This window comes from Methylobacterium amylolyticum (assembly GCF_030700245.1).
In the GTDB taxonomy this organism is placed as follows: Bacteria; Pseudomonadota; Alphaproteobacteria; order Rhizobiales; family Beijerinckiaceae; genus Methylobacterium.
Genome location: NZ_JAUYZI010000031.1, coordinates 16,171 through 40,134 on the forward strand (window position 1 = coordinate 16,171; position 23,964 = coordinate 40,134).

The 23,964-nt window shown below is 74.6% G+C and carries 22 protein-coding genes; 7 read left to right on the plus strand and 15 right to left on the minus strand.

The genetic code is table 11. The features are described 5' to 3' along the window. Positions 1 to 67 precede the first annotated feature (67 nt). Positions 68 to 478, plus strand: a complete 411-nt coding sequence (rplQ, locus tag Q8W71_RS20695; RefSeq protein WP_305527293.1) for a 50S ribosomal protein L17 — start codon at positions 68 to 70, stop codon at positions 476 to 478. A gap of 386 nt (positions 479 to 864) precedes the next feature. Here the strand turns inward: rplQ and Q8W71_RS20700 are convergent, their stop codons facing one another. Genes Q8W71_RS20700 through Q8W71_RS20745 form a run of 10 tightly spaced genes read right to left on the minus strand, consistent with a single transcriptional unit; the run spans position 865 to position 13,151 of the window. Then, positions 865 to 1,164: a helix-turn-helix domain-containing protein gene (locus tag Q8W71_RS20700; RefSeq protein WP_305527294.1), complete on the minus strand. Its 300-nt coding sequence runs from the start codon at positions 1,162 to 1,164 to the stop codon at positions 865 to 867. Next, positions 1,161 to 1,544, minus strand: a complete 384-nt coding sequence (locus tag Q8W71_RS20705; protein ID WP_305527295.1) for a type II toxin-antitoxin system RelE/ParE family toxin — start codon at positions 1,542 to 1,544, stop codon at positions 1,161 to 1,163. The genes Q8W71_RS20700 and Q8W71_RS20705 overlap by 4 nt, the downstream gene beginning before the upstream one ends. A 60-nt stretch (positions 1,545 to 1,604) precedes the next feature. Beyond that, the gene (locus tag Q8W71_RS20710) at positions 1,605 to 3,476 is read right to left on the minus strand and encodes a response regulator (RefSeq protein ID WP_305527296.1); all 1,872 of its coding nucleotides are present in this window, start codon (positions 3,474 to 3,476) and stop codon (positions 1,605 to 1,607) included. 26 nt (positions 3,477 to 3,502) lie between these two features. After that, positions 3,503 to 5,206: a response regulator gene (locus tag Q8W71_RS20715; RefSeq protein WP_305527297.1), complete on the minus strand. Its 1,704-nt coding sequence runs from the start codon at positions 5,204 to 5,206 to the stop codon at positions 3,503 to 3,505. After that, a complete protein-coding gene (gene cheB, locus Q8W71_RS20720; RefSeq protein ID WP_305527351.1) occupies positions 5,203 to 6,336 on the minus strand; it encodes a chemotaxis-specific protein-glutamate methyltransferase CheB in 1,134 nt (377 codons plus the stop codon). Before cheB ends, Q8W71_RS20715 begins: the two co-directional genes overlap by 4 nt. Before the next feature lie 14 nt (positions 6,337 to 6,350). Further along, entirely contained in the window at positions 6,351 to 8,642 is a 2,292-nt protein-coding gene (locus Q8W71_RS20725) for a hybrid sensor histidine kinase/response regulator (protein WP_305527298.1), read from the minus strand. A gap of 1 nt (position 8,643) precedes the next feature. Continuing rightward, complete coding sequence (locus tag Q8W71_RS20730) at positions 8,644 to 10,317, minus strand: methyl-accepting chemotaxis protein (protein ID WP_305527352.1); 1,674 nt, start codon at positions 10,315 to 10,317, stop codon at positions 8,644 to 8,646. A gap of 36 nt (positions 10,318 to 10,353) precedes the next feature. Next, complete coding sequence (locus tag Q8W71_RS20735; protein ID WP_305527299.1) at positions 10,354 to 10,887, minus strand: chemotaxis protein CheW; 534 nt, start codon at positions 10,885 to 10,887, stop codon at positions 10,354 to 10,356. Positions 10,888 to 10,942: 55 nt separating this feature from the next. After that, positions 10,943 to 12,625: a CheR family methyltransferase gene (locus Q8W71_RS20740; protein ID WP_305527300.1), complete on the minus strand. Its 1,683-nt coding sequence runs from the start codon at positions 12,623 to 12,625 to the stop codon at positions 10,943 to 10,945. Positions 12,626 to 12,632: 7 nt separating this feature from the next. Then, positions 12,633 to 13,151, minus strand: a complete 519-nt coding sequence (locus tag Q8W71_RS20745; protein ID WP_305527301.1) for a chemotaxis protein CheW — start codon at positions 13,149 to 13,151, stop codon at positions 12,633 to 12,635. A gap of 194 nt (positions 13,152 to 13,345) precedes the next feature. On the opposite strand from Q8W71_RS20745, the gene Q8W71_RS20750 reads away from it, so the two are divergent. Continuing rightward, positions 13,346 to 13,588: a hypothetical protein gene (locus Q8W71_RS20750; RefSeq protein WP_305527302.1), complete on the plus strand. Its 243-nt coding sequence runs from the start codon at positions 13,346 to 13,348 to the stop codon at positions 13,586 to 13,588. A gap of 89 nt (positions 13,589 to 13,677) precedes the next feature. Here Q8W71_RS20750 and Q8W71_RS20755 read toward each other — a convergent pair whose 3' ends face one another. The 4 genes from Q8W71_RS20755 to Q8W71_RS20770 all read right to left on the minus strand — a co-directional run bounded on the left by Q8W71_RS20755 (position 13,678) and on the right by Q8W71_RS20770 (position 16,404). Next, positions 13,678 to 14,145 (minus strand): SRPBCC family protein, encoded by a 468-nt coding sequence (locus Q8W71_RS20755; RefSeq protein ID WP_305527303.1) that lies wholly within the window; start codon positions 14,143 to 14,145, stop codon positions 13,678 to 13,680. A 29-nt stretch (positions 14,146 to 14,174) separates the two neighbouring features. Further along, a complete protein-coding gene (locus Q8W71_RS20760; protein WP_305527304.1) occupies positions 14,175 to 14,618 on the minus strand; it encodes a VOC family protein in 444 nt (147 codons plus the stop codon). Between the two features lie 108 nt (positions 14,619 to 14,726). Then, on the minus strand, positions 14,727 to 16,010 hold the full coding sequence (locus tag Q8W71_RS20765) for an RNA polymerase sigma factor (RefSeq protein ID WP_305527305.1): 1,284 nt from the start codon (positions 16,008 to 16,010) through the stop codon (positions 14,727 to 14,729). A 10-nt stretch (positions 16,011 to 16,020) separates the two neighbouring features. Further along, positions 16,021 to 16,404 carry a YciI family protein gene (locus tag Q8W71_RS20770; protein ID WP_305527306.1) on the minus strand — a complete coding sequence of 128 codons (384 nt, stop codon included), beginning with the start codon at positions 16,402 to 16,404 and terminating at the stop codon, positions 16,021 to 16,023. A gap of 214 nt (positions 16,405 to 16,618) precedes the next feature. On the opposite strand from Q8W71_RS20770, the gene Q8W71_RS20775 reads away from it, so the two are divergent. The 5 genes from Q8W71_RS20775 (at position 16,619) to Q8W71_RS20795 (ending at position 21,696) form a co-directional block, all read left to right on the plus strand. Continuing rightward, positions 16,619 to 17,440: a DeoR/GlpR family DNA-binding transcription regulator gene (locus tag Q8W71_RS20775; protein WP_305527307.1), complete on the plus strand. Its 822-nt coding sequence runs from the start codon at positions 16,619 to 16,621 to the stop codon at positions 17,438 to 17,440. Between the two features lie 284 nt (positions 17,441 to 17,724). Beyond that, positions 17,725 to 19,230, plus strand: coding sequence for a glycerol kinase GlpK (gene glpK, locus Q8W71_RS20780; RefSeq protein ID WP_305527308.1), 1,506 nt, complete (start codon positions 17,725 to 17,727; stop codon positions 19,228 to 19,230). Positions 19,231 to 19,343: 113 nt separating this feature from the next. Further along, a complete protein-coding gene (locus Q8W71_RS20785; RefSeq protein ID WP_305527309.1) occupies positions 19,344 to 20,075 on the plus strand; it encodes an MIP/aquaporin family protein in 732 nt (243 codons plus the stop codon). Between the two features lie 172 nt (positions 20,076 to 20,247). Then, a complete protein-coding gene (gene lipA / locus Q8W71_RS20790; RefSeq protein WP_305527310.1) occupies positions 20,248 to 21,225 on the plus strand; it encodes a lipoyl synthase in 978 nt (325 codons plus the stop codon). A gap of 15 nt (positions 21,226 to 21,240) precedes the next feature. Then, positions 21,241 to 21,696, plus strand: a complete 456-nt coding sequence (locus Q8W71_RS20795) for a type II toxin-antitoxin system RatA family toxin (RefSeq protein WP_305527311.1) — start codon at positions 21,241 to 21,243, stop codon at positions 21,694 to 21,696. 240 nt (positions 21,697 to 21,936) lie between these two features. Here Q8W71_RS20795 and Q8W71_RS20800 read toward each other — a convergent pair whose 3' ends face one another. Then, on the minus strand, positions 21,937 to 23,724 hold the full coding sequence (locus Q8W71_RS20800) for an ABC transporter ATP-binding protein (protein WP_305527312.1): 1,788 nt from the start codon (positions 23,722 to 23,724) through the stop codon (positions 21,937 to 21,939). Between the last annotated feature and the right edge of the window lie 240 nt (positions 23,725 to 23,964).

The following is a 23,964-nucleotide window of genomic DNA, read 5'->3' on the forward strand; positions in this document are numbered from 1 at the left end:
CTCCCTATTCGCTCTAACGACGGCCGACCCGTGGCACGGCGGCCGCTATAATCAGGAGAGCCAAACCATGCGTCACGCCTACCGCGGTCGCCGCTTCAACCGCACCGCCGAGCATCGCAAGGCGATGTTCGCCAACATGTCCGCCGCGCTGATCAAGCACGAGCAGATCATCACCACCCTGCCCAAGGCCAAGGACCTGCGGCCGGTGGTCGAGAAGCTGGTGACGCTCGGGCGCACCGACAGCGTCCACGCCCGCCGCCTCGCGATGGCGCAGATCCGCGACGCGGACATGGTCAAGAAGCTCTTTTCGGTGCTCGGCCCGCGCTACAAGGGCCGCCCGGGCGGCTACTGCCGGATCATGAAGGCGGGCTTCCGCCAGGGCGACAACGCCCCGATGGCGGTGATCGAGTTCGTCGACCGCGACGTCGAGGCCCGCGGCAAGGATTCCGGTCCGAGCCAGGCCGCCGAGGCCGCCTGAGGCGGGCCAGCCTCCACCCGATGATCAGAAGCCGCCCCGGATCGCCGGGGCGGCTTTTTTCATGGGCGCGCGCCAGAAAAGAACCCGCCGACGGGGCGTCGGCGGGTTCGATGCAGGGTCCACGTTTGCGAAGGTCGCGGGAGTCCTCCGGGACGGTCCGTGTCGGACGGACCGGGACCTCGACCGCGCCGCAGTTCCGGAAACCTCTATCCCTGCCGCGTCCTGTTCGGTGGATCATCCTGATCCGTGCCGGTGGCCCGCTCGGTGCGAGGGCGCATGCCGTGATCGCTCATGGCCGGTCTCCTCTCTCTGGACGGGGTTTTCTGTTTCCCCGTGACGGTTCAATGACGGGGGCGGCGGGCGGTTCCCCTCGCGTCCCCCGGACGTCAGGCTGCGGTTTCCAGGGCGCGCCGGACCATCTCCGGCTCGCGGCTGATCACCGTGAGATAGGCGCGGGTCGAGCCGTCCGGCTTGGCTCGGCCCTGTTCGAGGTCCCGCAGCGTACCGATCGGAAAGCCGTAGCGTGCCGCGAACGCCGCCTGCGTCAGCCCGAGACTCTTGCGGATCGCGGCCACGTCGAGGTCGGTCGGGACGTGTACGCGGTAGCTCGCCGGATCGGCCTCGCCGCGCGCGATGGCGGCGGCTTCCTGCGCGGATTGGATGAGGCGTGCGCCAAACGTCGTCATGATCGCTCCTGTCCTCCGCCCGGCGAAGGGGTCCTGGCGGTCGCCCCGGCGCGATAGGCGTCGGCGAGGCTGCCGAGGATCGTCCGCAGGACGTTGCGCTCGGCTTGACTGAGGTCGGCCCTCTGTCCCTTCGAGACGAGGGCGAGCAGGAACACGGGTATGTCCCGCGCCGCGAAATAGGTGACGACCCGGTAGCCGCCCGACTTGCCCCTGCCTTTTCCACCGAACCGGATCTTGCGGGCTCCGCCGGTGCCCACGATCAGGTCTCCAGCTTCGGGATCTGCGGCGATGTTCGCCACGATGGCAGCCCGCTCATCCTCCGTCAGGCCGGCTGCCTTGGCATCGACGAGGAAGGTCGGCGTTTCGACGACGGTCTGCACGGCCGCATTGTACGGGCTACCCGTACTTTCGGCAAGGGAGCGCTCGGTCCGCTTCGGCGATCAGCGGCTGTCGGCTGCCACTCCATCCTCCAGCAGCCCCGAAACCCGGCTCGCCAGATCGCCCGAGCGGAACGGCTTGGTCAGCACCGGCAGGTCGTCGGGGATCTGGACAGCGTCGGCGTGGCCGGTGAGGATCAGGATCGGCAGGCCGAGCTTGCGTCCCCGGATCTCGGCGGCGAGCTCGACGCCGCTCATGCCCGGCATCGCGAGGTCCACCACGGCGAGGTCGAAGCGCTCGCGCTCCAGCAGGGCGAGGGCGGCGGCCCCGTCCGCAGCCTCGGTCTCGCGGTAGCCGAAGCCGGCCAGGAACGAGGCGGTGACGTGGCGGACCTCCTGGTCGTCGTCGACGACGAGGATCCGGGCCGGGCGCGGGGCCGCCGGGGCGGCGTCCTCGGCGGCCGCCGCCTCTTCCGGGGCGGCGACGGCGAAGGGCAGGGCCAGCTCGACCCGCGTGCCCCGGCCGACCTCGCTCTCGATGCTGAGGCGGCCCTTGGATTGCTGCGCGAGGCCGAACACCATCGCGAGGCCGAGCCCGGTGCCCTGGCCCACCGCCTTGGTGGTGAAGAACGGCTCGCAGACCCGCCGCAGGATCTCGTCCGGGATACCGGTGCCCTCGTCGGCGACGCCGACCCCGAGATAGTCGCCGTCGGCGATCTCGGGGTCGGCGACGATGCTCAGGCGGCGGGTCGTCACCGTGATCGTGCCGCCCTCGGGCATCGCGTCGCGGGCGTTGATGCAGAGGTTGAGCACCGCGAGTTCGAGCTGGTCCGGGTCGACCTGCGCCGCCGCGAGCCCCTCCACGAGCTCCGTTCGAACGCTGACGAGCCCGCCGAGGCTGCGGCCGAACAGGTCGCTCATGCCGGCGATCAAGGCGTTCACGTCCACCGCCCGCGCCTGGAGGTCGTGGGTGCGGCTGAAGCTCAGGAGCCGCTTGGTCAGCGAGGCGCCGCGCTCGGCCGCGCCGCGGGCGTTCTCGATCAGGCGCTGGACCCGCGGCAGCTCGGCGACCTTCGGGCCGGCGAGTTCGAGGCTGCCGAGGATCGCCGTGAGCAGGTTGTTGAAGTCGTGGGCGATGCCGCCGGCCAGCGTGCCGAGCGCCTGCATCTTGTCGGACTGGCGCAGCCGCGCCTCCAGGCTGCGCTGCTCGGTCACGTCGCGCTCGATCACCGCGAGGTGCGTGACGGCGCCGCCCGGATCGCGGATCGGCACGCGGGTGACGTGGCTCCAGCGCTCGGCCCCCGTCGGCCCGTCGCTGGTCAGGGTCTCCGACACCGCACCGGAGGCGAGCGCGGCGGCGTCGGCCTCCGTGTTCTGCCCGGCCTTCGGCCCCGCCAGATCGGCCTCGCGGCGGCCGAGGCAGACCGGCAGGTCCTGCCCGAGCAGCGCCGCCTTGCGGGCGTTGAGGCGCACGAACCGACCCTGCGCGTCCTTGAAGCTGATCGCGTCGCCCGCGTGGTCGAGCAGGCCGCGCAACAGCGCCCGCTCGGTGGCGAGGTCCCGCCCGAGCCGGTGGCGCTCGAAGGCCTGGGCGACGGTGCCGCGCAGCAGGCCCGCGTCCCAGGGCTTGGTGACGTAGCCGACGATGCCGCCGCGGTTGAGCGCGGCGATCACCGCGGTGATGTCGGCGTAACCGGTGAGCAGGATCGCCTGCGCGTCGTGGAAGGCCCGGGCCTCGGCGAGCAGCGCGTCGCCGGTCATCCCCGGCATGCGCTGGTCGGACAGCACGACGGCGATGTCGGGCTCGGCCCGCAGGATCGACAGCGCCTCGGCCGGCTTGCTGGCGGTGAGGACGCGGTAGCTGTCCTCGAACAGGTCCTCCAGCGCGATCAGGATGTCCGGCTCGTCGTCGACGGCCAGGATCGTGCCCAGCATGGTCTCCCTGCCTGACTGAGCGTGGGTCATGAACGCGCCGCCTGCCGCGGGATCCCGATCACGAAGCAGGCACCTCCACCCGGGGCCGTCTCCACGGTGAGCGAGCCGCTATGCGCCTGAACGACGCTGTAGGCAATCGCCAGGCCGAGGCCGGTCCCGGACCCCACGGGCTTGGTGGTGAAGAACGGCTCGAACACCTTCTCGCGCAGGGCGTCCGGGATGCCGGGGCCGGTATCGCTGATGCGGATCTCGTCGAGATCCGGGCTCGCGCGCGTCTCCACGGTGATGGTGCCGCCGTCGGGCATCGCGTCGGCGGCGTTGCCGAGGATGTTCATCACCACCTGGTTCAGCAGGGCCGGGGTGCACTGGATCTCGGCCCGGCCGGAGAAGATCCGCCGGACGCCGATGCGCTCGCCGAGCTTGTGCTGGATCAGCGCCAGCACCGTCTCGATCGCCTCGGGCACGTTGACGAGGGCGCGCTCGCCCTCGTCGAGGCGCGAGAACTTGCGCAGGTTCAGGACGAGGTCCTGGATCCGGGTCAGGCCCATCCGCATCGAGCCGATCCGGGCGCGGGCCTTGTCGAGGGCGCGGGCGGCGGGGTCGGAATCCGGGGGCGGCATCTCGCCGAGCAGGCGCTCCACCGTGCTCTGGTGGGCGAGGATGAACGCCAGCGGGTTGTTGATCTCGTGGGCGATGCCAGCGACCAGCTCGCCGAGCGAGGCCATCTTGGCGGCCTGGACGAGCTTGGCCTGCGCCTCGGTGAGCTGCCGGTTGGCGTCGGCGAGGTCGCGGTTGGCCCGCTCCAGGGCGTCGGCGAGGCGGGCGCGGGCTTCCGCCGCCTCGGCCTCGGCGCGGGCGCGCTCCACCGCCCGCTCGCGCTCGCCGAACTGCCCGGCGATGCGGCGGTCGTCCTCCTCCAGCAGGCGGCGGCGCACGAAGCCGCGCACGCGCAGCGCCAGCACCTCCGCGTCCGCCTTCGGCACGACGTCGTCGGCCCCCGCCGCGAAGGCCTCCACCAGAAAGTCCTTCGACGGATCGCTGCCGCCGATGCCGACGAGGTGGAAGCCCGCGCCGGCCGCGCCCTCGCGGCGGCGGGCGATGTCGCGGCACAGGGCGAGCCCGTCGTAGGCGTGGCCGAGGAGGTCGACGGTGACGCAGTCGAAGGCGGTCTCCCCGGCCCCGGCGTCGAGGGCGGCGAGCGCCGCCCCGGGCCCGTCGGCGACGGCGACGTGGTGGCCGTCCTGGCCGAGCAGCCCGGCGAGGAAGGTCCGGTAGGTGGCGCTGCCGTCGATCACGAGCACGCGCCCGCGCCGGAAGGCGGCGGCGGCCGGGCTCTCGTCCCCCGCCCCGCCGCGGCGCTCGCGCAGCAGCGCGCGGATGCGCAGGACCATCAGGTCGCGGTCGGCCGATTTCGGCAGGTAGGCGTCGGCGCCGCTCTCCAGCCCCTGGCGCTCGCCGCCGCTGCCGCCGGTGAGCATCAGCACCGGCAGCGCCCGGGTGCGCAGCGACAGGCGCATCTGCCGGATCAGCTCGTCGCCGTTCATGCCGGGCAGGTGGTAGTCGGCGACCACGAGGTCGGGCTGGGATGTGTTGAGGTGGTCGAGGGCGGTCTCGGCGCTCGGGCAGCGCTCGACGGAGAAGCCGTTGGCTTCGAGGAACAGCCGCAGCTCCAGCGCCTGCGTCTCCGAATCCTCGACGAGCAGGATCCGGGCGGGGCCCTCGCCGGTCACGGGCGCGCTCCGGGTTCGGCGAGCCGCAGGAGGTGGCCGGCCACCCGGTCCAGCGGCAGCACGGCCCGGGCCGCCCCGAGGCGCACGGCGGCGGCCGGCATGCCGTAGACCACCGCGGTGCTCTCGTGCTCGGCCACGGTCTGCGCGCCGGCCTGGCGCATCTCGGCGAGCCCCGCGGCGCCGTCCTCGCCCATGCCGGTGAGCAGCACGCCGATCCCGGCGGCGCCGCACTGGCGGGCCAGCGACCGGAACAGGATCGTGGCGGCCGGGCGCTGGCCGGAGACCGGGGGGGTGTCGACGACCCGCAGCACGCGGGCGGAGCCGAGTTCCAGGTGGCGGTCCCCCGGGGCGACGTAGACGCGGCCGGCCTCCGCCCGCTCGCCGTCGCGGGCCAGCGCCACGGGCAGCGCCACCACGCTGTCGAGCCAGCCGGCGAACCCTTCCATGAAGGCGGCGCCCATGTGCTGCACCACCAGGATCGGCAGGGGGAAGTCGGCCGGCAGGGCGCCGATCACCCGGGCGAGGGCGGGGGGACCGCCGGTCGAGGCGGCGAGGCCGAGCACGCTCGGCGCGTGGTCCGGGGCGGGGCCCGGCGCCCGGCTCGGCGCGGCCGCGGGGGCCGAGAGGGAAGTGGCCGAGAAGGAAGTGGTCGCGGGGGCCGGGGCCGAGAGAGTCGGAGCGGAGAGGGGCGAGGTCGAGCCGCGCCCCGCCCATTCCGTGCCGATCGGCCGGCGGCGGATGACCGGGACCTGGGCCATGATCCGCAACTGCGTGCAGATCTCGCCGGACACGGCGTCGTAGCCCGCATGCGTCGTCGCCACCGGCTTCTCGACCACCGAGAGGGCGCCGGCGCGCAGGGCATTCATGGAGATGCGCAGCGAGGCGTCCTCCACCGCGTCGGCGATCACCACGATCGGGGTCGGGTGCTCGGCCATGATCCGGCGGGTGGTCTCCAGCCCGTCGATGCCGGGCAGGCGGATGTCCATCGAGATCACGTCGGGCCGCGCCGCCGCGAGGCCCTCCAGCGCCTCCTCCCCGGAGCCCACCGCGGCCACCAGCTCCAGCCGGGCATCGCGCGAGACGATGTGGCGCAGGAGCTCCCGCACCACGAGGCTGTCCTCGACGATCATCACCCGGACGGCGGTCACAGGAGCTGCCCGATCGTGTCGAGGAGCTGGCGCTGGTCGAAGGTCTGCTTGGTCAGGTAGGCGTCGGCGCCGAGGTCGAGGCCCCGGGCGACGTCCTCGGCATCGCCCCGGGAGGTCATCAGCACCGTCGGCAGCCGGGCGAAGCGGGGATCGGCGCGCAGCGCCCCCACGAGGCCGAAGCCGTCGAGGCGGGGCATCTCCACGTCGGCGAGCACGAGGTCCACCGGCTCGACCTCGGCGCGCAGCCGGTCGAGGGCGTCCTGCCCGTCGACGCAGACGACGACGCGGTAGCCGGCGGCTTCCAAGATGCCCTTCTCCAGGGTGCGGGTGGTGATGGAATCGTCGACCACGAGGATCGTCGCGCGGGGGGACGCGCCGGACGAGGCACCCGGTGAGGCACCCCCGGCCGCGCGAGAGGCGGAACGTGGCGCCTCGGCGATCGTTCCGGCCGCTGGGGCCGCGCGCCCGGCCCGGACGGCGAGCCCGTCGGGGTCGAGGACGAGCACCGCCGCGTCGCCCGGCAGCACCGCCGTGCCGGCGATCAGCTCGGGATCGGCGCCGAAGCCCGGGGCCGGCAGGACGAGGAGGGCGCGCACCTCGCGCAGGCGGTCGACGGCCAGCGCCGCCCGCGCGCGCCCGCGCAGCACCAGGGCGGTCACCGTCGCCGGATCCGGGTCGGGCGTGCCGCCGAGCAGCGCCGCGAGGTCGGCGACCGGCAGCGTCTCCTCCGACCCCGCGGCCCCGAGCCGCAGGATCGGCCGGCCCATCGCCCGGGGCAGGTCCGCCCGGGGCAGGCGCAGCAGGCGCTCCACCGCGTCGCTGGGCAGGGCGTAGGTCTGCCCGCCGGCCTCGACGAGGAGCAGGCTGCGCCGCGACGCTGCCAGCGGCAGGCTGAAGACCAGCGACGTGCCGGCGGGTTCGCGCCGCTCCAGGCGGACGCCGCCCTGGAGCCGCGCCGCGGCCTCGGCCGCCACCGCGAGGCCGTAGCCGCGGCCGGCGAGGGTGTCGACGGCGCCCGCCGTGGAGAAGCCGGGCTCGAACACGAGCCGCAGCAGGCTCTCCGGGTCGGCCGGTGCGTCGGGGGCAAGGAGACCCGCGGCCCGCGCCGCCGCCGCGATCCGGGCGAGGTCCGGGCCCGGCCCGTCGTCGTGGACCGCGACCCGCAGCCGCGAGCCGCGCACCGCCACCTCCAGCTCCACCGCCAGGGTCTCCGGCTTGCCGGCGGCGCGGCGGACCTCCGGCGGCTGCCACGCGTGGCTCAGGGCGTTGCGCAGGGCGTGGAGCAGCGGGTCCTTCAGCGCCTGGAGGGTGCCGCGCTCCACCGGCAGGTCGAGGCCGGAGACGCGCACGTCGACGTCACGGCCGCCCTCGCGGGCGGTCTCGCGCAGGGACCGGGCGAGCGGCCCGAGCACGGTCTCGGCGGGCACCAGGGCGAGGCGCTCGGCCTCCGCCTGCACCCGGGCGGCGGCCCCCTCCAGGGCGAGGCCGCCGGCCGCGTGGCGGCGGGTGAGGTCGGCGGCCTCCCGCGCGAGCCCGCCGAGGCCCAGCGCGAGGTCGCGCAGGCCGGGCGCCGCCCCGGAGGCGGCGAGCGCCTCGGCGCGGCCGCGCAGGTCGCGGGCGAGGCGCGCGAGGCGGCCGAAGCCCTCCGCGGCGGGGATCCGGGTCCCGAGGGCGCTCGCGAGGTCGGCGCTCGCCCGGGCCAGCGCCTCCACCGCCTCGGCCGGCACCCGCAGGATCGCGCCGCCGCCGTCCGGCTGAGCCTCCGCCGCGTTCTGCCCGGACGGGACGGACGGCGGCGTGGGCAGGGGGGTGGGCGGGGGGGTGGGCGGCGTCTCGGCGGCCGGCTCAGGGGGCGGCTCGGGCGTCGGTCCGGGCGCGGACACGGGCGCGGACACGGTAACTTCTTCCGCCGGCTCCCCCGGCAGGCCAAGGCGGCGGCCGAGCGCGGCCAGCGCGTCGCCGGGCATGTCCGGGGCGGCCCCGTCCGTGAGGCCGGCCGCGTGCGCCTCGATCCGGTCGAGGGCGAGGTTCACAGCGTTGGCCGCCTCGCGGTCGAGGGCGGTCGCGCCGGTGCGGACGCGCTCGAACAGGGTCTCCAGGCGGTGGGCCACCGCCTCGATCGCCGGCAGGTCGACCGCCCGGGCCGCGCCCTTCAGGCTGTGGGCGCGGCGGAAGACGTCGTTCCAGTCCGGGGCCTCGGCGCCGAGCGCGGCCCGGATCGCCGCGACGTGCTCGCGGTGCTCGACATCGAAGGCCGCGAGCAGCAACTGGCGGATGTCGGCGGCCACCTCAGTGCCGGTAGCGCTCGGCGAGCGCCATCAGCGCCTGCGCCAGCTCGGTGAGGTTGGCCGAGGCCGCCTCGACCTCGCGGGTGCCCGCCGCGGTCTGCTGGCTCGCCTGCCGGATGTTCTGGAGGGCGCCCATCACCTGCTCGATGCCGAGCTGCTGCTGGTTGGTCGAGGCGACGATCTGCTGGAAGGTCTGGACGTTCTCCTCGACCCGGCCGGTGATCTCCTCGATCGTGCGCTGGGTCGTGTCGGAGCGCGTCTTGCCGGTGGCGGCGCGCTTCACCGCCTCCTCGGTCAGCATCACCGAGGTGTTGATGCCTCGCTGGATCTCGCCGAGCAGGCCGCGCACCTGCCCCGTGGCCACCTTGGCCTGATCGGCGAGCAGCTTCATCTCCGAGGCGACGACGGCGAAGCTGCGCCCGCTCTCGCCGGCGGCGGCGGCCTCGATGGCGGCGTTGAGCGCCAGCAGGTGCGTGCGCTCCGAGATGTCGTTGACCGTCTCGATGATGTCGCCGATCGTCTGGGTCTTCTCCGACAGGCTGACGATGTTGCCGGCCACCGCCTCCGCCTGCTCGCGGATCGCGTCCATCGCCTGGGCGGTGTCGGCCACCGCGCGCAGGCCCTGGCGCGAGGTCTTGGCGGTGGCCTGGGCGGTGGCGATCACCTCGCTCGCCCGCTTGGTGATCTGCGCGCCCGAATGGGTGATCTGATCGACCGTCGCCGCGGTCTCCTGCACGGCGGCGAACTGCTCCTCCACCGAGGCCGCCTGCTCCTGGGCGGAGGCGCGGATCTCGGCGGCAGCGGCGTTGAGGTCGGCGGTGGCCGAGCGGTTGGTGCGGGCGAGGTCGGCCAGTCCCTCGACCATGGCGTTGAGGGTGCGCCCGAGACGGCCGATCTCGTCGCGGCCCCGCGCGTCGAGCCGGCTCGTGAGGTCGCCCTCGCCGACCCGCTCCACGAAGCCCATCACCGTCTCCAGCGGGCGCACCACCGCGCGGCTGATCAGGACCGTGACCAGGATCGCGAGCAGCACGGACGCCGCCAGCGTCAGGTAGATCGACAGGCGGGCGCGCTCGTAGACCGCCTGCGCCGTGCGCTGCCCCAGGGCCATCGCCCCGTCGAGCACGGTGCGGGCGCCGGTGATGCCGCCGAGGAACGTGGTCTGGTAGCGGGAGAGGTCGGCGTTGCGGGCCTCGACGGCGGCGGTGTCCCGCGCCGCGATCGCCCCGAACTGCGCCTCGCTGAGGCCGCGGACCTCGCGGAAGCCGCGCTGGACGTCGGCGATCGTGCCCGCGAGCCGGTCCCAGGCGGCGGCCCGCTCCGGCGAGGCCGCCTCGCCCCGGTACGTGCTGGCCTCCTGGCCGACCGCCGCCAGCGCGGCGTCGATCCTGTCCGCGGTCCGCCGCCACGCGGCCCGGGACTCCTCGATCTTGCCGGGGCCTTCGGGCGCCTGGCTCAGCATGGCGATGACCGCGTTGCGGCGCTGGAGGCCGAGGTCGCGGGCGTCGTTCCCGAGGTCGTCGAGCTGGCGCAGGATCAGCATGTCGCGCCGGACGATCGCGTCGGTGGTGTCGCGCACCGCCCCGATCTGCTCGATGGCGTAGAGGCCCAGCGCCACGATCACCGCGGTCACGGCGAAGAAGCCGAGGAGGATGCGTCGTCCGATCGAGAGGGTCAGGGCCGGGCTCCGAGGTAGGGGGTGCTGGCGGGCGGGTCAGGGGTTCACCCGCCGCAGCAGGCGCGGCAGGTCGATCGCGACGAAATCCGGGCTGCCGTCGGACGCGGGGGCATAGCGCGGCGCGGCCGGGTTTCCCAGCGCGCCCGTCTCCGCGCCGTCCGCGGAGCGCTCCGCCTCGGCGGCCCGGGCGATGCCAAGCACGCGGTCGACGGCCAGCGCCAGCGGGGGCGCGCCCCGCATCACCACGAGGTGGCCGGGCTCGCCGTCGGCGGGGGCAGCCCCCGGCCGGCCGAGCGCCCGGGCGAGGTCGACCACGCCGACGACCCGGCCGGACAGGGCGATCAGGCCGACGAGCGCCGGCGCCGCGCCGGGCACCGGCGTGCAGGCGCGCGCGGGCAGCACCTGGGCCACGGCGGCGAGCGGCAGCCCGTAGCGGTCGCTCCCGCAGGCGCAGACGAGGAAGGGGGCGCTCTCGGCGGCCCCGGCCCGGACCGTCCCCCGCCCCGCCAGGGCGGCGGCGCGCTCCGCCCGCAGCGCGACGGCGCGGCGCGCGGCGTCGCGCGCGTTCACGCCGCTTCCCCCCGCCGGGGACGGGTCTTCGGGGACCGGATCTCGCGATGCCGCATCACGCCCTCGCCACCGGACCGATCCCCGCCCTGGCCGCGGCCGCCCCGGCGGCGACCTCGCCGGCCGAGGCGCCGTCGCCCTCGGGCAGGACCGCGTCCGGCGGCAGGGCTTGGCCCAAGGCGACGACGTTGTCGAGGGCGCGGGCCGCATCCGCCGGCCGGTCGAGCGCCAGCAGCAGCAGGCCGAGATGGTAGTGGGCCATCACGAAGCCGCGGTCGAGGTAGAGCGCCGCGCGGAACGCCCGCTCGGCCTCCGCCTCGCGGCCCAGCCCCCGGGCGAGCAGGCCCTCGTAGAAGCGCAGGCGCGGGTCGGTGGGGTCGCGGTCGAGGGCGGCGCGCACCGCCCGCCACGCCGCGCCGGTCTCGCCGGCATCGGCCAGGGCGCGCACCCGCGCGCGGGCTTCCGTGAGGTCTTGGGGGTCGTGTGCAGGATCCTGGGGGGAGGGGGCTTCGGGCGGCGGGCGGAGAGCGGGTGCTTCCTTGCTGTCTCTCGCGGCGGCTCGCGGGTCCGTCGATCCGGACTCGCGCGCTGTCCCTCCCCCCTCTGCGGGGGAGGGTGGCCCTCGGAGCGGGTCGGGTGAGGGGAGCCCGGTTTCAAAATGGGATAGAGCCGCGGTGAGGGCCGCAGCCTGATCCTGAACCGTCGCTCCCCTCTCCCGACCCGGCCTGACGGCCGGCCCACCCTCCCCCGCAGAGGGGGGAGGGAGGATGTCGCGCTGCGCGGCCCCGACGCCGGCCACGATCGACGGATCCAACGGCACGGCGGCGTGAGCCGACCGCGACACCTCCAAAAAACCCTCCCCCCGGCGGCGGTAGGCCACGGTGCCCGGCAGGCTCACGGGGTCGAGGAAGGCCGAGAAGGCCGGGTTGGGCTCGGCGTGGCCGAGGAGCAGCCAGCCCCCCGGCCGCAGGCGCCGGGCGAGGCCCCGCACCACCGCCGCCACCGTCTCGGCGTCGAAGTAGATCAGCACGTTGCGGCACAGGATCAGGTCGTGCAGCGCGGGCTCCGCGGCCGGCTCGGCCAGCGTCAGCAGGTTGCCCCGCTCGAAGCGCACGAGGCCGCGGTACTCGGGCCGCAGGGCGTAGCCGCCCTCCCGCAGCGCGCCGGGCCGCGGGGGCAGGCGCGTGAAGTAGCGCAGCCGCTCCTCCGGCGGCATCGTGCGCAGGGCCCAGCGGCCGTACTCGGCCGCGCGCGCCACCGCCAGCGCCTCGGCGCTGATGTCGGTGCCGAGGATCGCCACCCGCCAGTCGGGCAGGGCCGCGCCCAGCGCCTCGTGCGCGAGGATCGCCAGGGAGTACGGCTCGGCCCCGGTCGAGCAGCCGGCGCTCCAGACCCGCAGGGCGCGCTCGTCCGCGCGGGCGGCGATCAGCCCGGGCAGGATCGTCGCGCGCAGCGCCTGGAACTGCTCGGCGTAGCGGAAGAAGAACGTCTCGCCGATGGTGATCTCGGCCTCCAGCCGCTCCCACTCCGCGGCCCCCGCGGCGGGGTCGGCGAGCCGGGCGGCGTAGGCGGCGCAGTCGGGCACCCCGACCGCGCGCATGCGCCGGTGCAGGCGGTCGAGGAGCAGGTCGTCCTTGTCGATGTAGTAGTGGTGGCCGGTGCGCGCGACGATCCGCGCCTTCAGCCCGGCATAGGCCGGGTCGGCCCCGGGGTCGGGGCGGGATCTGCCCGGCCGGGCCATGCGGGGCTCAGGCCGGCTCGGTGGCGGGGAGGGGGGCGGGGAGCGGGTCGGGGAGGGCGGCGAGGCGGTCCGCCTCCGCCCGCGCCAGCGCCTCGACCCGCGCCCGTTCCCGGGCGGTGAGCAGGCGCTCGGGATCGAGGGCGTGGACGAGGCCGCCGCCCAGCGCGATCTCCGCGGCCACGCAGCCGTTCAGGCTCTCGGCCTCGGCCACCGGTTGCCGGGCGTCGTCGGGCACGCTCACGAGGTCGGCGACGCGGTCGACGAGGTAGGCGCGCGACCGGTCCTCAGCGAGGACGAGGTGGGCGTAGAGGCCGGGCTCGGCCGGGGCCGCCCGCAGGCCCAGCAGGCCGGCGAGGTCGATCACCGGCACGGGCGCGCCGCCGAGGTTCAGGAAGCCCGCGAGCCAGCCGCCCGCGGCCGGCGGCCGGTGCAGGTCCGGCAGGGGCAGCACCTCGGCCGCGGCGGCGCGGGGCAGGGCGCAGGGCGTGCCCGCCACGTCGAGGAGGAGATAGGCCGTCCCGCTCAACGCCGCCCCCAAGGCCGCCCCCCAGATCGCCTCTTCTTGCCCGCCCGAGGTAGCCCGCCCGAGCGCCCGGCCGAGATAGGTCGCCGGTTCCGGCTGCGCAATCGCCCGCAGGGGCCCGGATGCGGGCTGCGCGGGAACAAATTCCCCTGCGTTCGCTTGCACCCCGGTGGAATTCTCAACGGCAAGGAGCAGTCATGCGGAAACTTCTGTTGGCCGCCGCCTCGATGGCGCTGATCGCGGGCTCGGCCTACGCGCAGGGCGGCTCGCCCTACAATAGCTCGGGCTCGCAGGCCGGCGGCCCGCTCGGCGGGCAGGCGCGCGCGGCCGAGGGCGCCGCGATGGAGCGGGGCGCGATGGCGCCCGCGCCGCGGCCGATGATGAAGCAGCGGACGATGAAGAAGAAGCGGATGATGAAGAAGCGCCGCAGCAACATGTGAGTGCCGGCGCCGCCCTCCGGGCGGTGCGGCGGAGACGGCCTGCCGCGCCCGCGGCAGGCCGTTTCTTTTTGCGCGCGGCCCGGTGCCGGTCAGAGCGCGGCGGCGACCTCGGCGAGCTGGTCGGCGCAGAGCCCCCAGCCCTGGTGGAAGCCCATCGCCTCGTGCGCGGCCCGGTCGGCCTCGCTCCAGTGCCGCGCCCGCGCGGTGTAGCGCGTGCCCTCTCCCTCCGCCTCGAAGGTGATCACCACGGTCATGAACGGCTTCGGCGCGGGCTCCCAGGCGCGCAGGTAGGCGTCGGTGACGACGAGGCGCGCGCCCTGGACCACCTCCAGGTAGACGCCGTGGAGCGGCATCGCGGTGCCGTCCGGACCGACCATCACGATCCGCTGGCTGCCCCCGGGCCGCACGTCGAGCTCGGCCTCCGAGACCGTGTAGGGTTTCGGGGCGAACCAGCGCTTCAGCAGCGCCGGCTCCGTGTAGGCCCGGTACACGGCCCGCGGCGGGGCGGGGATGAGCCGCGCGATCACCAGGTCGCGCTTGTCGTCTGCATCGGTCACGGCCGACTCTCCCTTGAAACTCGACGGAATCAGCGGCGCGCCTGGTTCATGGCCCAGGTGACGCCGAACGGGTCCCTGAGCTGGGCGTAGGTGTCGCCCCAGAACATCTCGGCCGGGGGCATCAGCGGGGTCGCGCCCGCCGCGATCGCCCGCTCCCACCACGCGCCGATGTCGTCGACCATCAGCGTCAGGTTGAAGCCCTGCGCGGGCTGGTGGGGGCAGCCGTGCTCCGGGAAGGGGTCGGAGAGCATCAGCGACGAGCCGTTGACGTGGAGATGGACGTGCGTCGTCCGGCCCTGCGCGTCGGGCGCGTGGCTCGCCGCCGTCTCGGCGCCGAAGGCACGGCCGTAGAAGTCGGCGGCCTTCAGGGCGCCGTCGAGGCAGAGGTAGGCGACGAGGCCGCCCCTGACGGCCGGGGCGGAGGACGGGGTGGCCGGGTTCGGGGCAGCTTGGCTCGGGGCAGCTTGGCTCATGGGCTTTCCTCGCGGGTCGTGGCGCCGGTCTCGGACGGGTTCGGCGCCCCGAGGACGGCCGGCGCCCCAGCATGCCGACAGAGCCTCGACAAAAAATTTACTCTGCCCTCAACCCCCCGGGCCCGCGCCCGCCTCCCGGGCCAGCCGGTCGAGCTGCCGCCGGATGTGGATCGCCTCGGCGGGGCTGCCGGCGAGCGCGATCGCCCGGTCCATCGCCGCGCGCGCCTCGGCCCCGCGGCCGAGCTGCATCAGGAAAGCGCCGCGCAGGCCGTGGAAGTGGAAGTAGCCGTCGAGGCGCTCGGCCAGCGGCTCGACCCGGGCGAGGCCGGCGGCGGGTCCCGCGAGCTTGGCCAGAGCCACCGCCCGGTTGAGGCTGACCACGGGGGAGGGCTGCATCCGCTCCAGCGCCGCGTAGAGCCGGTCGATCCCGGCCCAGTCGGTGTCCTCGGGCTCGGCGGCGCGGGCGTGCAGGGCGGCGATCCCCGCCTGGATCTGGTAGGGGCCGGGCTGGCCGTGGCGGGTCGCCTTGTCGATCAGCGCCAGACCCTCGGCGATGGCGCCGGCATCCCACAGCCCGCGGTCCTGGTCCTCCAGCAGCACGATCTCGCCGGCCGCGTCGGTGCGGGCCGGGGCGCGGGCGTGCTGGAGCAGCATCAGGGCGGTGAGGCCCATCACCTCGGGCTCGCCCGGAAACAGGCGCAGCAGCAGGCGCCCGAGCCGGATCGCCTCGCCGCACAGGCCCGCCCGCTCCGGATCGGCGCCCGCGGAGTAGCCGGCGTTGAACAAGAGGTAGAGCATCGCCGAGACCGCGAAGAGCCGGCCGGCCCGCTCGGCCGCGCCCGGGGCGGCGAAGGGCACCGCCCCCGGCTCCGCCTGCGCCCGGGCGATCCGCGCCTTGGCCCGGGTGATCCGCTGCTCCATCGCCGCCTCGGAGACGAGAAAGGCCCGGGCGATGCGCGGCAGCGGCAGCCCCGAGACGACCCGCAGGGCCAGGGCGATCTGCTGGGTGGCGGGCAGGTCCGGGTGACAGCAGACGAACAGCAGGCGCAGGATGTCGTCGCGGTAATCGGCGCCGTCGAGGCGCTCGGCCAGATCCGCCTCGGCGTCGCCGAGGTCGGACAGGGCGGCCTCGTCCGGCAGCGGCGCCTCGCGGGCGGCGCGGCGGACGCGGTCGAGGCCGCTGTTGCGCCCGACCAGGATCAGCCACGCGGCGGGGTCCCGGGGCGGGCCGTTGCGCGGCCACGCCCGCAGGGCGCGCAGGGACGCGTCCTGGAACGCCTCCTCCGCGGCGTCGAGGTCGCGGAAGTAGCGCAGCAGGGCGGCGACCGCCTTCGGCCGGGCGGCGGCGAGCGCGGCGCCGATCCAGGCGGCCTCGGGGGTCGCCTCGCTCACCGGACCGTCCTCACGCCGCCCCCGGGGCCGGCGCCCGCGGATCCGGGTTGTAGAGCCGCACCGGGCGCAGCTCGTAGGCGCCGCCGGGATTGGCCTCGGCGAGGTCGCGGGCGACCGCGAGCGCCGCATCGAGATCGGCCACGTCCACCACGTAGAAGCCGAGGAGCTGCTCCTTGGTCTCGGCGAAGGGGCCGTCGAGCACCAGCGGCGCCTCGTCCTTGCGCAGGGTGGTGGCGGTCGTGGTCGGCAGGAGGCGCAGCGAGGGCCCCAGCGTGCCGGCGCGCGCCAGCCGCTCGTGCACGGGGGCGAGCCGGGCCATGACGGCGGCGTCCTGCGCCTCGCTCCAGGCGGCGACCACCTCCTCGTCCTTGTAGCAGAGGATGGCGTAGAGCATCGGCGTCCCTCCCGCCCGCGAGGACGCGGGCGGGCCACGCTCCCCGACACGGACGGCGAAAAAACGTCGGCGGACGGCGGCCCCGAGCCCGCGACCGGCGGTTGCGGACGGGCGCGGGGCGGGCCAAGCTCCGGCGCGCCGTTCGCATCCGCGCCCGCAGGGGCTTCCACGCCGGATTGTGTTCGAAATCGAAAACAACGTGCGGGAGAGACGGATGCCGCGCCCGGGCGAGCGGAGAACCGAGGAGAGGGGCGAGGCCAGCGGCGTCGAGGCGCGGCGGGAGGCGATCGTGGCCGCCGTGCGCCTGCGCGGCTTCGTCACCATCGAGGCGCTGGCCGGCCAGTTCGGCGTCACCGTGCAGACCATCCGCCGCGACCTGAACGAGTTGAGCGCCGGGGGACGCCTGGAGCGCTACCGCGGCGGCGGCGGCCTGCCCTCCAGCGTCGAGAACATCGACTACGCCGACCGCCGCGTGACGCTGCTCGCCGAGAAGACCCGGATCGGGCGGCTCGCGGCGAGCCGCATCCCCTCGCACTGCTCGGTGTTCATCAACATCGGCACCACGCCGGAGGCGGTCGCCCGGGAGCTGACCCGGCACGACGACCTCAGCATCGTCACCAACAACCTCAACGTCGCCCTCTCGCTCGGCGAGGCGACCGCATTCCGGATCGTCGTGGCCGGGGGCACGGTGCGCAACCGCGACGGGGCGGTGCTCGGGCAGCTCACCTGCGACACGCTCAGCCAGTTCCGGGTCGACGTGGCGGTGATCGGCATCAGCGGCATCGACGGCGACGGGGCCCTGCTCGACTACGATTACGAGGAGGTGCGGGCGACGCAGACCATCCTCGCCCACGCGCGCAAGACCTTCCTCGTGGCCGACCACACCAAGTTCGCCCGCCGCCCGATGGTGCAGGCCGGCCATCTCGGCCAGATCGACACCCTGTTCACCGACCGCGCGCCCCCGCCGGGCATCGTCGCGCTGCTGGAGCGGGACGGCGTGGCCCTGGCGGTCGCGGAGGCGGACGCGGCGTCCTAACGAAAGTGAATTTTTTCGCTTGCGAACATCATGTCGCGGCGTATGATCGCATCGATCCCGCGCGGGATCAGCGATTCGCAGGGTTGACCAGGACGGCGCGGACCGCCCGGCGATCGGTCCTCGCCGGCCGGTCCGGGGCCGCGCCCGCATCCGCCCCCGCGCCGGGGCGGCCGAACGCGCCGCGCCGTGGCCCGCCCCGCGAGCGGGAGGCCGCCGCGGCCTGAACGAAGCCAGAGACCCGATCCGGCGCCAGACCGGACGGGGACGAGAATGGGAGACACGCCATGACCCGATACGTCGGAGCCATCGACCAGGGCACCACCAGCACGCGCTTCATGGTGTTCGACCGCGAGGGCCGGGTGATCGCCCAGGCCCAGGAGGAGCACCGGCAGATCTACCCGGCGCCCGGCCACGTCGAGCACGACGCCACCGAGATCTGGACGAAGACGCAAGGGGTGATGCGCGCCGCCCTGGAGCGCGGCGGGCTGCAACCCGGCGACCTCGCCGCGATCGGCATCACCAACCAGCGCGAGACGACGCTGATCTGGGACAAGGCGACCGGCGAGCCCCTGCACAACGCCCTCGTCTGGCAGGACACCCGCAACGACCGGCTGGTGGCCGAGTTCGCCCGCGACGGCGGCCGCGACCGGTTCCGCGACCTCACCGGGCTGCCGCTGGCGAGCTACTTCTCCGGGCTGAAGCTGCGCTGGCTCCTCGACGCCGTGCCCGGCGCGCGGGAGCGGGCCGAGGCCGGCGACGTGCTGTTCGGCAACATCGACACGTGGCTCGTCTGGAACCTCACCGGCGGCCCTGACGGCGGCCTGCACGTCACCGACGTGACCAACGCCAGCCGCACCCAACTGATGTCGCTGAAGGCGCTCGACTGGGACGAGGGGATGCTCGCCACCTTCGGCATCCCGCGGGCGATGCTGCCGGAGATCGTCTCGTCGAGCGCGGTCTACGGCGAGATCCGGGCGCCGTTCACCGGCGTGCCGATCGCCGGCATCCTCGGCGACCAGCAGGCGGCCCTGTTCGGCCAGACCTGCTTCGCGCCCGGCGAGGCCAAGAACACCTACGGCACCGGCTGCTTCGCGCTGATGAACACCGGCACGGAGGCGGTGCCGTCCAAGGCCGGCCTCGTCACCACCGTCGGCTACCGGCTCGACGGTCAGCCGCCGGTCTACGCGCTGGAGGGCTCGATCGCGATCACCGGCGCGCTGGTGCAGTGGCTGCGCGACAACCTGCACATGATCAAGGATTCCGCCGAGGTCGAGACCCTGGCCACCACCGTGGAGGACAACGGCGGCGTCTACTTCGTGCCGGCCTTCTCGGGGCTCTACGCGCCGCACTGGAACGAGGGCGCCCGCGGCCTGATTATCGGGCTGACCCGCTACGCCGACCGCGGCCACATCGCCCGCTCGGTGCTGGAGGCGACCGCGTTCCAGACCCGCGAGGTGCTAGCGGCGATGGAGGCGGATTCGGGCATACCCGTGAAGGAGCTGCGCGCCGACGGCGGCATGGTCGCCAACGGCACGCTGATGCAGTTCCAGGCCGACATCCTCGACGTGCCGGTGGTGCGCCCCACCGTCTCCGAGACGACCGCGCTCGGCGCCGCCTACGCCGCCGGCCTCGCGGTCGGCTACTGGAAGGGGCTCGACGACCTCAAGGGCAACTGGGGCGTGGACCGGCGCTGGGAGCCGGCGATGGAGGCGGCCGACCGCGACCGGATCGCCGCCTGCTGGTCGCGGGCGGTGCAGCGCGCGCTCGACTGGAAGACCGACGCCGACTGAGGCGGCGCCCCCGCCACGCCTCACCCCGAGCCGACCGCCGGCGTGAGCCGATCCGGGCCCCGCCCGGCTCGGCAGGCTCGACGACACATCCAAGAAACGACGGGAGGATTCTCATGGCATCGCCGTTCCTGGGCGAGTTGCTGGGCACGATGACGCTCATCGTGCTCGGCGACGGGGTGGTGGCCGGGGCGCTACTCGCGCGCTCGAAGGGCGAGGGGATGGGCTGGATCGCGATCACCGCGGGCTGGGCCTTCGCCGTCGTCGCCGGCGTCTTCGTGGCGACCGCCGCGGGCAGCCCGGACGCGCACATCAACCCGGCGGTGACGCTGGCGGCCGCGGTGAGCACCGGGAACTTCGCGAAGCTGCCGGTCTACGTGCCGGCGCAGATGCTCGGCGCCTTCCTCGGAGCCTGCATCGTCTGGCTGCATTACCGGCCGCACTGGGCGCAGACGCCCGACGCGGGCCTCAAGCTCGCCTGCTTCTGCACGGGCCCGGCGATCCGCAACGCCCCGGCCAACTGGACCTCGGAGATCATCGCGACCTTCGTGCTGATCCTGACCATCGCCGCCCTCGTGACCCACACGGCGGACGCGGCGGGCAGCTTCCCGCGGGGCCTGGCGCCCTACCTCGTGGGCATGCTGGTCTGGGGCATCGGCCTGTCGCTCGGCGGCACCACCGGCTACGCCATCAACCCGGCCCGCGACCTCGGGCCGCGCATCGCCCACGCCGTGCTGCCGATCGCCGGCAAGGGGACGTCCGACTGGGGCTACGCCGTCATCCCGGTCGGCGGCCCGGTGGTGGGCGCCGTGCTCGCCGGGCTGTTCGTGCGCTGGCTGGGGATCTGACAGGGGGCCGGCTCATGCGGCAGAGCCGCAGGAGCCGGTGGCTATGACAGGGCACCGCTCCCGTCGCGCCGTGGCGTCGCGCCCGTTTGCGACGGCGGGGCGGAGGCCCTAAGTCAGCGCTGATCCTGCGAACGCGCGCTCCGGCGCGCCCCGGTGTGGCAGCGCCCGACCCATGGCCGTCGTCCTCGACATCCTGAAGAACGACCCGCGTGGCCCCCGCCACCCGGAGAAGGCGCATCGCCCCGACCAGGCGGTGCAGTTGAAGAAGCCCGACTGGATCCGCGTGAAGGCGCCGGGCTCCCGGGCCTGGACCGAGACCCAGAAGATCGTGCGCGAGCACGGGCTTCACACGGTCTGCGAGGAGGCGGGCTGCCCCAATATCGGCGAGTGCTGGGAGAAGCGCCACGCCACCTTCATGATCATGGGCGACACCTGCACGCGGGCCTGCGCCTTCTGCAACGTCCGCACCGGCCTGCCCGACGCCCTCGACGCGGGCGAGCCCGAGAAGATCGCCGACTCGGTGGCCAAGCTCGGCCTGCACCACGTGGTGATCACCTCGGTGGATCGCGACGACCTGAGGGACGGCGGCGCCGAGCACTTCGCGCGCACCATCCGCGCGATCCGGCGGGCGAGCCCCGGCACCACGATCGAGATCCTGACCCCCGACTTCCTGCGCAAGGACGGCGCCCTCGAAGTCGTGGTCGCGGCCAAGCCCGACGTGTTCAACCACAACTTGGAGACGGTGCCCGGCCGCTACCTCACCGTCCGCCCGGGCGCCCGCTACTTCCACTCGGTGCGCCTGCTCCAGCGGGTGAAGGAGCTCGACCCGACGATCTTCACCAAGTCCGGCATCATGGTCGGCCTCGGCGAGGAGCGGAACGAGGTCGTCCAGCTCATGGACGACCTGCGCTCGGCGGATGTCGACTTCCTGACCATCGGCCAGTACCTGCAACCGTCGAAGAAGCACCACGCGGTGATGCGCTTCGTGCCGCCGGACGAGTTCAAGACCTACGAGACGACCGGCTACGCCAAGGGCTTCCTGCTGGTCTCGGCGACACCGCTCACCCGCTCCTCGCACCATGCGGGCGAGGACTTCGCCCGGCTCCAGGCGGCCCGCCTCGCCAAGCTGCCGCCCGCGCTCTCGGCCTGAGGGACCTCGAACGCCATGCCCTCCTTCCGGGTCACGCGCACCGTGCGGCACTCAGCCCAGCAGATGTACGACCTCGTCGCCGACGTGGAGCGCTACCCCGAGTTCCTGCCGCTGTGCGAATCCCTGCGGGTGATCCGCCGCCAGCCCGGCGCGAACGGGGGCGAGGTGCTGATCGCCGAGATGGGGGTGGGCTACAAGGCGATCCGCGAGCGCTTCACCACCCGGGTCACCCTCGATCCCGAGGCGCACCGGATCGTGGCCGAGTACATCGACGGGCCGTTCCGGCACCTCGAGAACCGCTGGTCGTTCAAGGAGGGTCCGGGCGGGGCCTGCGACGTCGACTTCTTCATCACCTACGAGTTCAAGAGCCGGACGCTCGGCCTGCTGATGGGCACGATGTTCGACCGCGCGTTCCGCAAGTTCACCGACGCCTTCGAGGGCCGGGCGGCGCGGATCTACGGGGCGGCCTGAGCCGAGGCCGTCGCCACCTCCCCGGGCGCCGCCCCGCTCGATGCATGTCCCATCGTCTCCGGGACAGGTGCATCTCCGGGACAGGTGATCGAACCGCGACGCGGTTCCTCTCTCCCCTGTGGGGAGGGGTAGGGGTGGTGCCGGACGAGGCGCGGCGGTGCCTCCTGAACCACCCCCACCTCCGGCTCCTCCCCACAAGGGGGAGGAGAGGCGCGTCAGTGTTGCGACGCCGGCCTCCCCTCACGCGCTCTCGGCCAGGGCCGATTGCCGCTCGAACAGGGCCCGGTAGGCCCCGCTCGGGCGCCGGATCAGCGCCGCGTGCGGGCCGTCCTCGACGACCCGGCCCCGGTCGAACACCAGGATCCGGTCGAGGCTCTGCACCGTCGAGAGCCGGTGGGCGACGACGATCGCCGTGCGCCCGCGCATCAGCCGTTCCATCGCCTCCTGGACGAGCCCCTCCGATTCCGAGTCGAGGCTCGATGTCGCCTCGTCGAGGATCAGCACGGGCGCGTCCGCCAGGAAGGCGCGGGCCAGCGCCACCCGCTGGCGCTCGCCGCCGGAGAGCTTGACCCCGCGCTCGCCGACGAGGGTCGCGTAGCCCTTCGGCAGCCGGCCGATGAAGTCGTGCGCGTTGGCGAGCCGCGCCGCCCGCTCGATCTCGGCGGGGCTCGCGCCCGGCCGGCCGTAGGCGATGTTCTCGGCGAGCGAGCGGTGGAACAGCACCGGCTCCTGGGGCACGATCGCGACCTGCGCGCGCAGCGAGGCCTGGGTGGCGCCGGCCACGTCCTGGCCGTCGATCAGCACCCGCCCGCCGGTCACGTCGTAGAGCCGCTGCACCAGCTTGACGAAGGTCGTCTTGCCCGAGCCCGAGCGCCCGACGAGGCCGACCCGCTGCCCCGCCGGGATCGCCACGGAGAAGTCCCGGTAGAGCGGCGTGCCGTGGCCGGCGTAGTGGAAGGTCACGTCCTCGAAGCGCAGCGCGCCCCCGGTCACCGCCAGGGCGCGGGCCTCCGGCCGGTCGGCGACGCCGCAGGGCTCGGCCTCCAGCGCGACGAGTTCCTCCATCTCGTTCACCGCCCGCTGCAAGTGGTTGATGTGCTGGCCGATGTCGCGCAGGTAGCCGTGCACCACGAAGTAGGTGGTGAGCACGTAGGCGACCTCGCCGGGGCTCGCCCGGCCCTCCCACCACAGCCACAGGGCGGCGCCGACGATCGCCGTGCGGAAGGCGAGCAGGATCGCGAGCTGGCCGGTGCCGCTCCACGTCACCCGCATCCAGGTGCGCCGGGTGCGGCGCCCCCACTTGGCCAGCACCCGGTCGAGCCGCGCGTCCTCCCGCGCCTCGGCGCCGAACGCCTTGACCACGGCGTTGTTGCCGATCGCGTCGCTCAGCGCCCCGCCGAGCCGCGTGTCGAGGGCGTTGGAGAGTTGCGCCGCCGGGGCGATGACCCGGGTCGCGAGGAACACCGCGGCCCCGACGTAGGCCAGCGTGCCGACGCCGATCACCGCGCCCATCGCCGGCCAGCGCGCGCCGAGCACGCCCATGGTGCCGACGAGCACGACGAGCGAGGGCCAGAGCGCCAGCAGCAGCGTGTCGTTGAGGCCGTCGAGCGCCCACATCCCGCGCGAGATCTTGCGCACGGTCGAGCCCGAGAAGGTGTTGGCGTGCCACTCGGTCGAGAGCCGCTGGACCCGGGCGAAGCCGCCGCGGGCGATGTCGGCCATGGTGGCGAGCGTCAGCGGCACGACGAGGCTCCACGCCACGTGCCGCAGCACCAGGGTGGCGAGGCTGAGCGCGGTCATCGCGGCGAAGGCCGGCAGCGCCGCCTCCAGGGCGGCGGCGCGGTCGCCGCCCGCGAGCGCGTCGACGAGGCGCCCGGCGTAGTAGGGCAGGAACACGTCGGCGAGCGTCGCGGCGGTGATCGCGGCGACGATCCCGGACGCGAGGCCGCTGCGGGCGCGCCAGCCGCGCAGGACGAAGGCGAGGACGCGGCGGATCGCGTCCGCGCGCCGGGGCGTGAGGGTGGCCATGGCGGCAGTCCCGGCGCGACGCGCCGGCTCCGACGAAGGGGCGCGGGACGCCCCGTGGGGGCGGTCGCGCCGGATGGACATCAGGGGTGGGGCCGCGGCGTCCCTCGGGACGGGGCGGCGGGGCGGGCGTGCGACCTAGCGCAGGCCGGCCGGGGAGGCGCGAAACACAGAATCCATGCGGGCCTCCCTGCTCGAACGACGAGGACGGGGCGCATATCAGGCCCCCGCACGCTTGGCAAT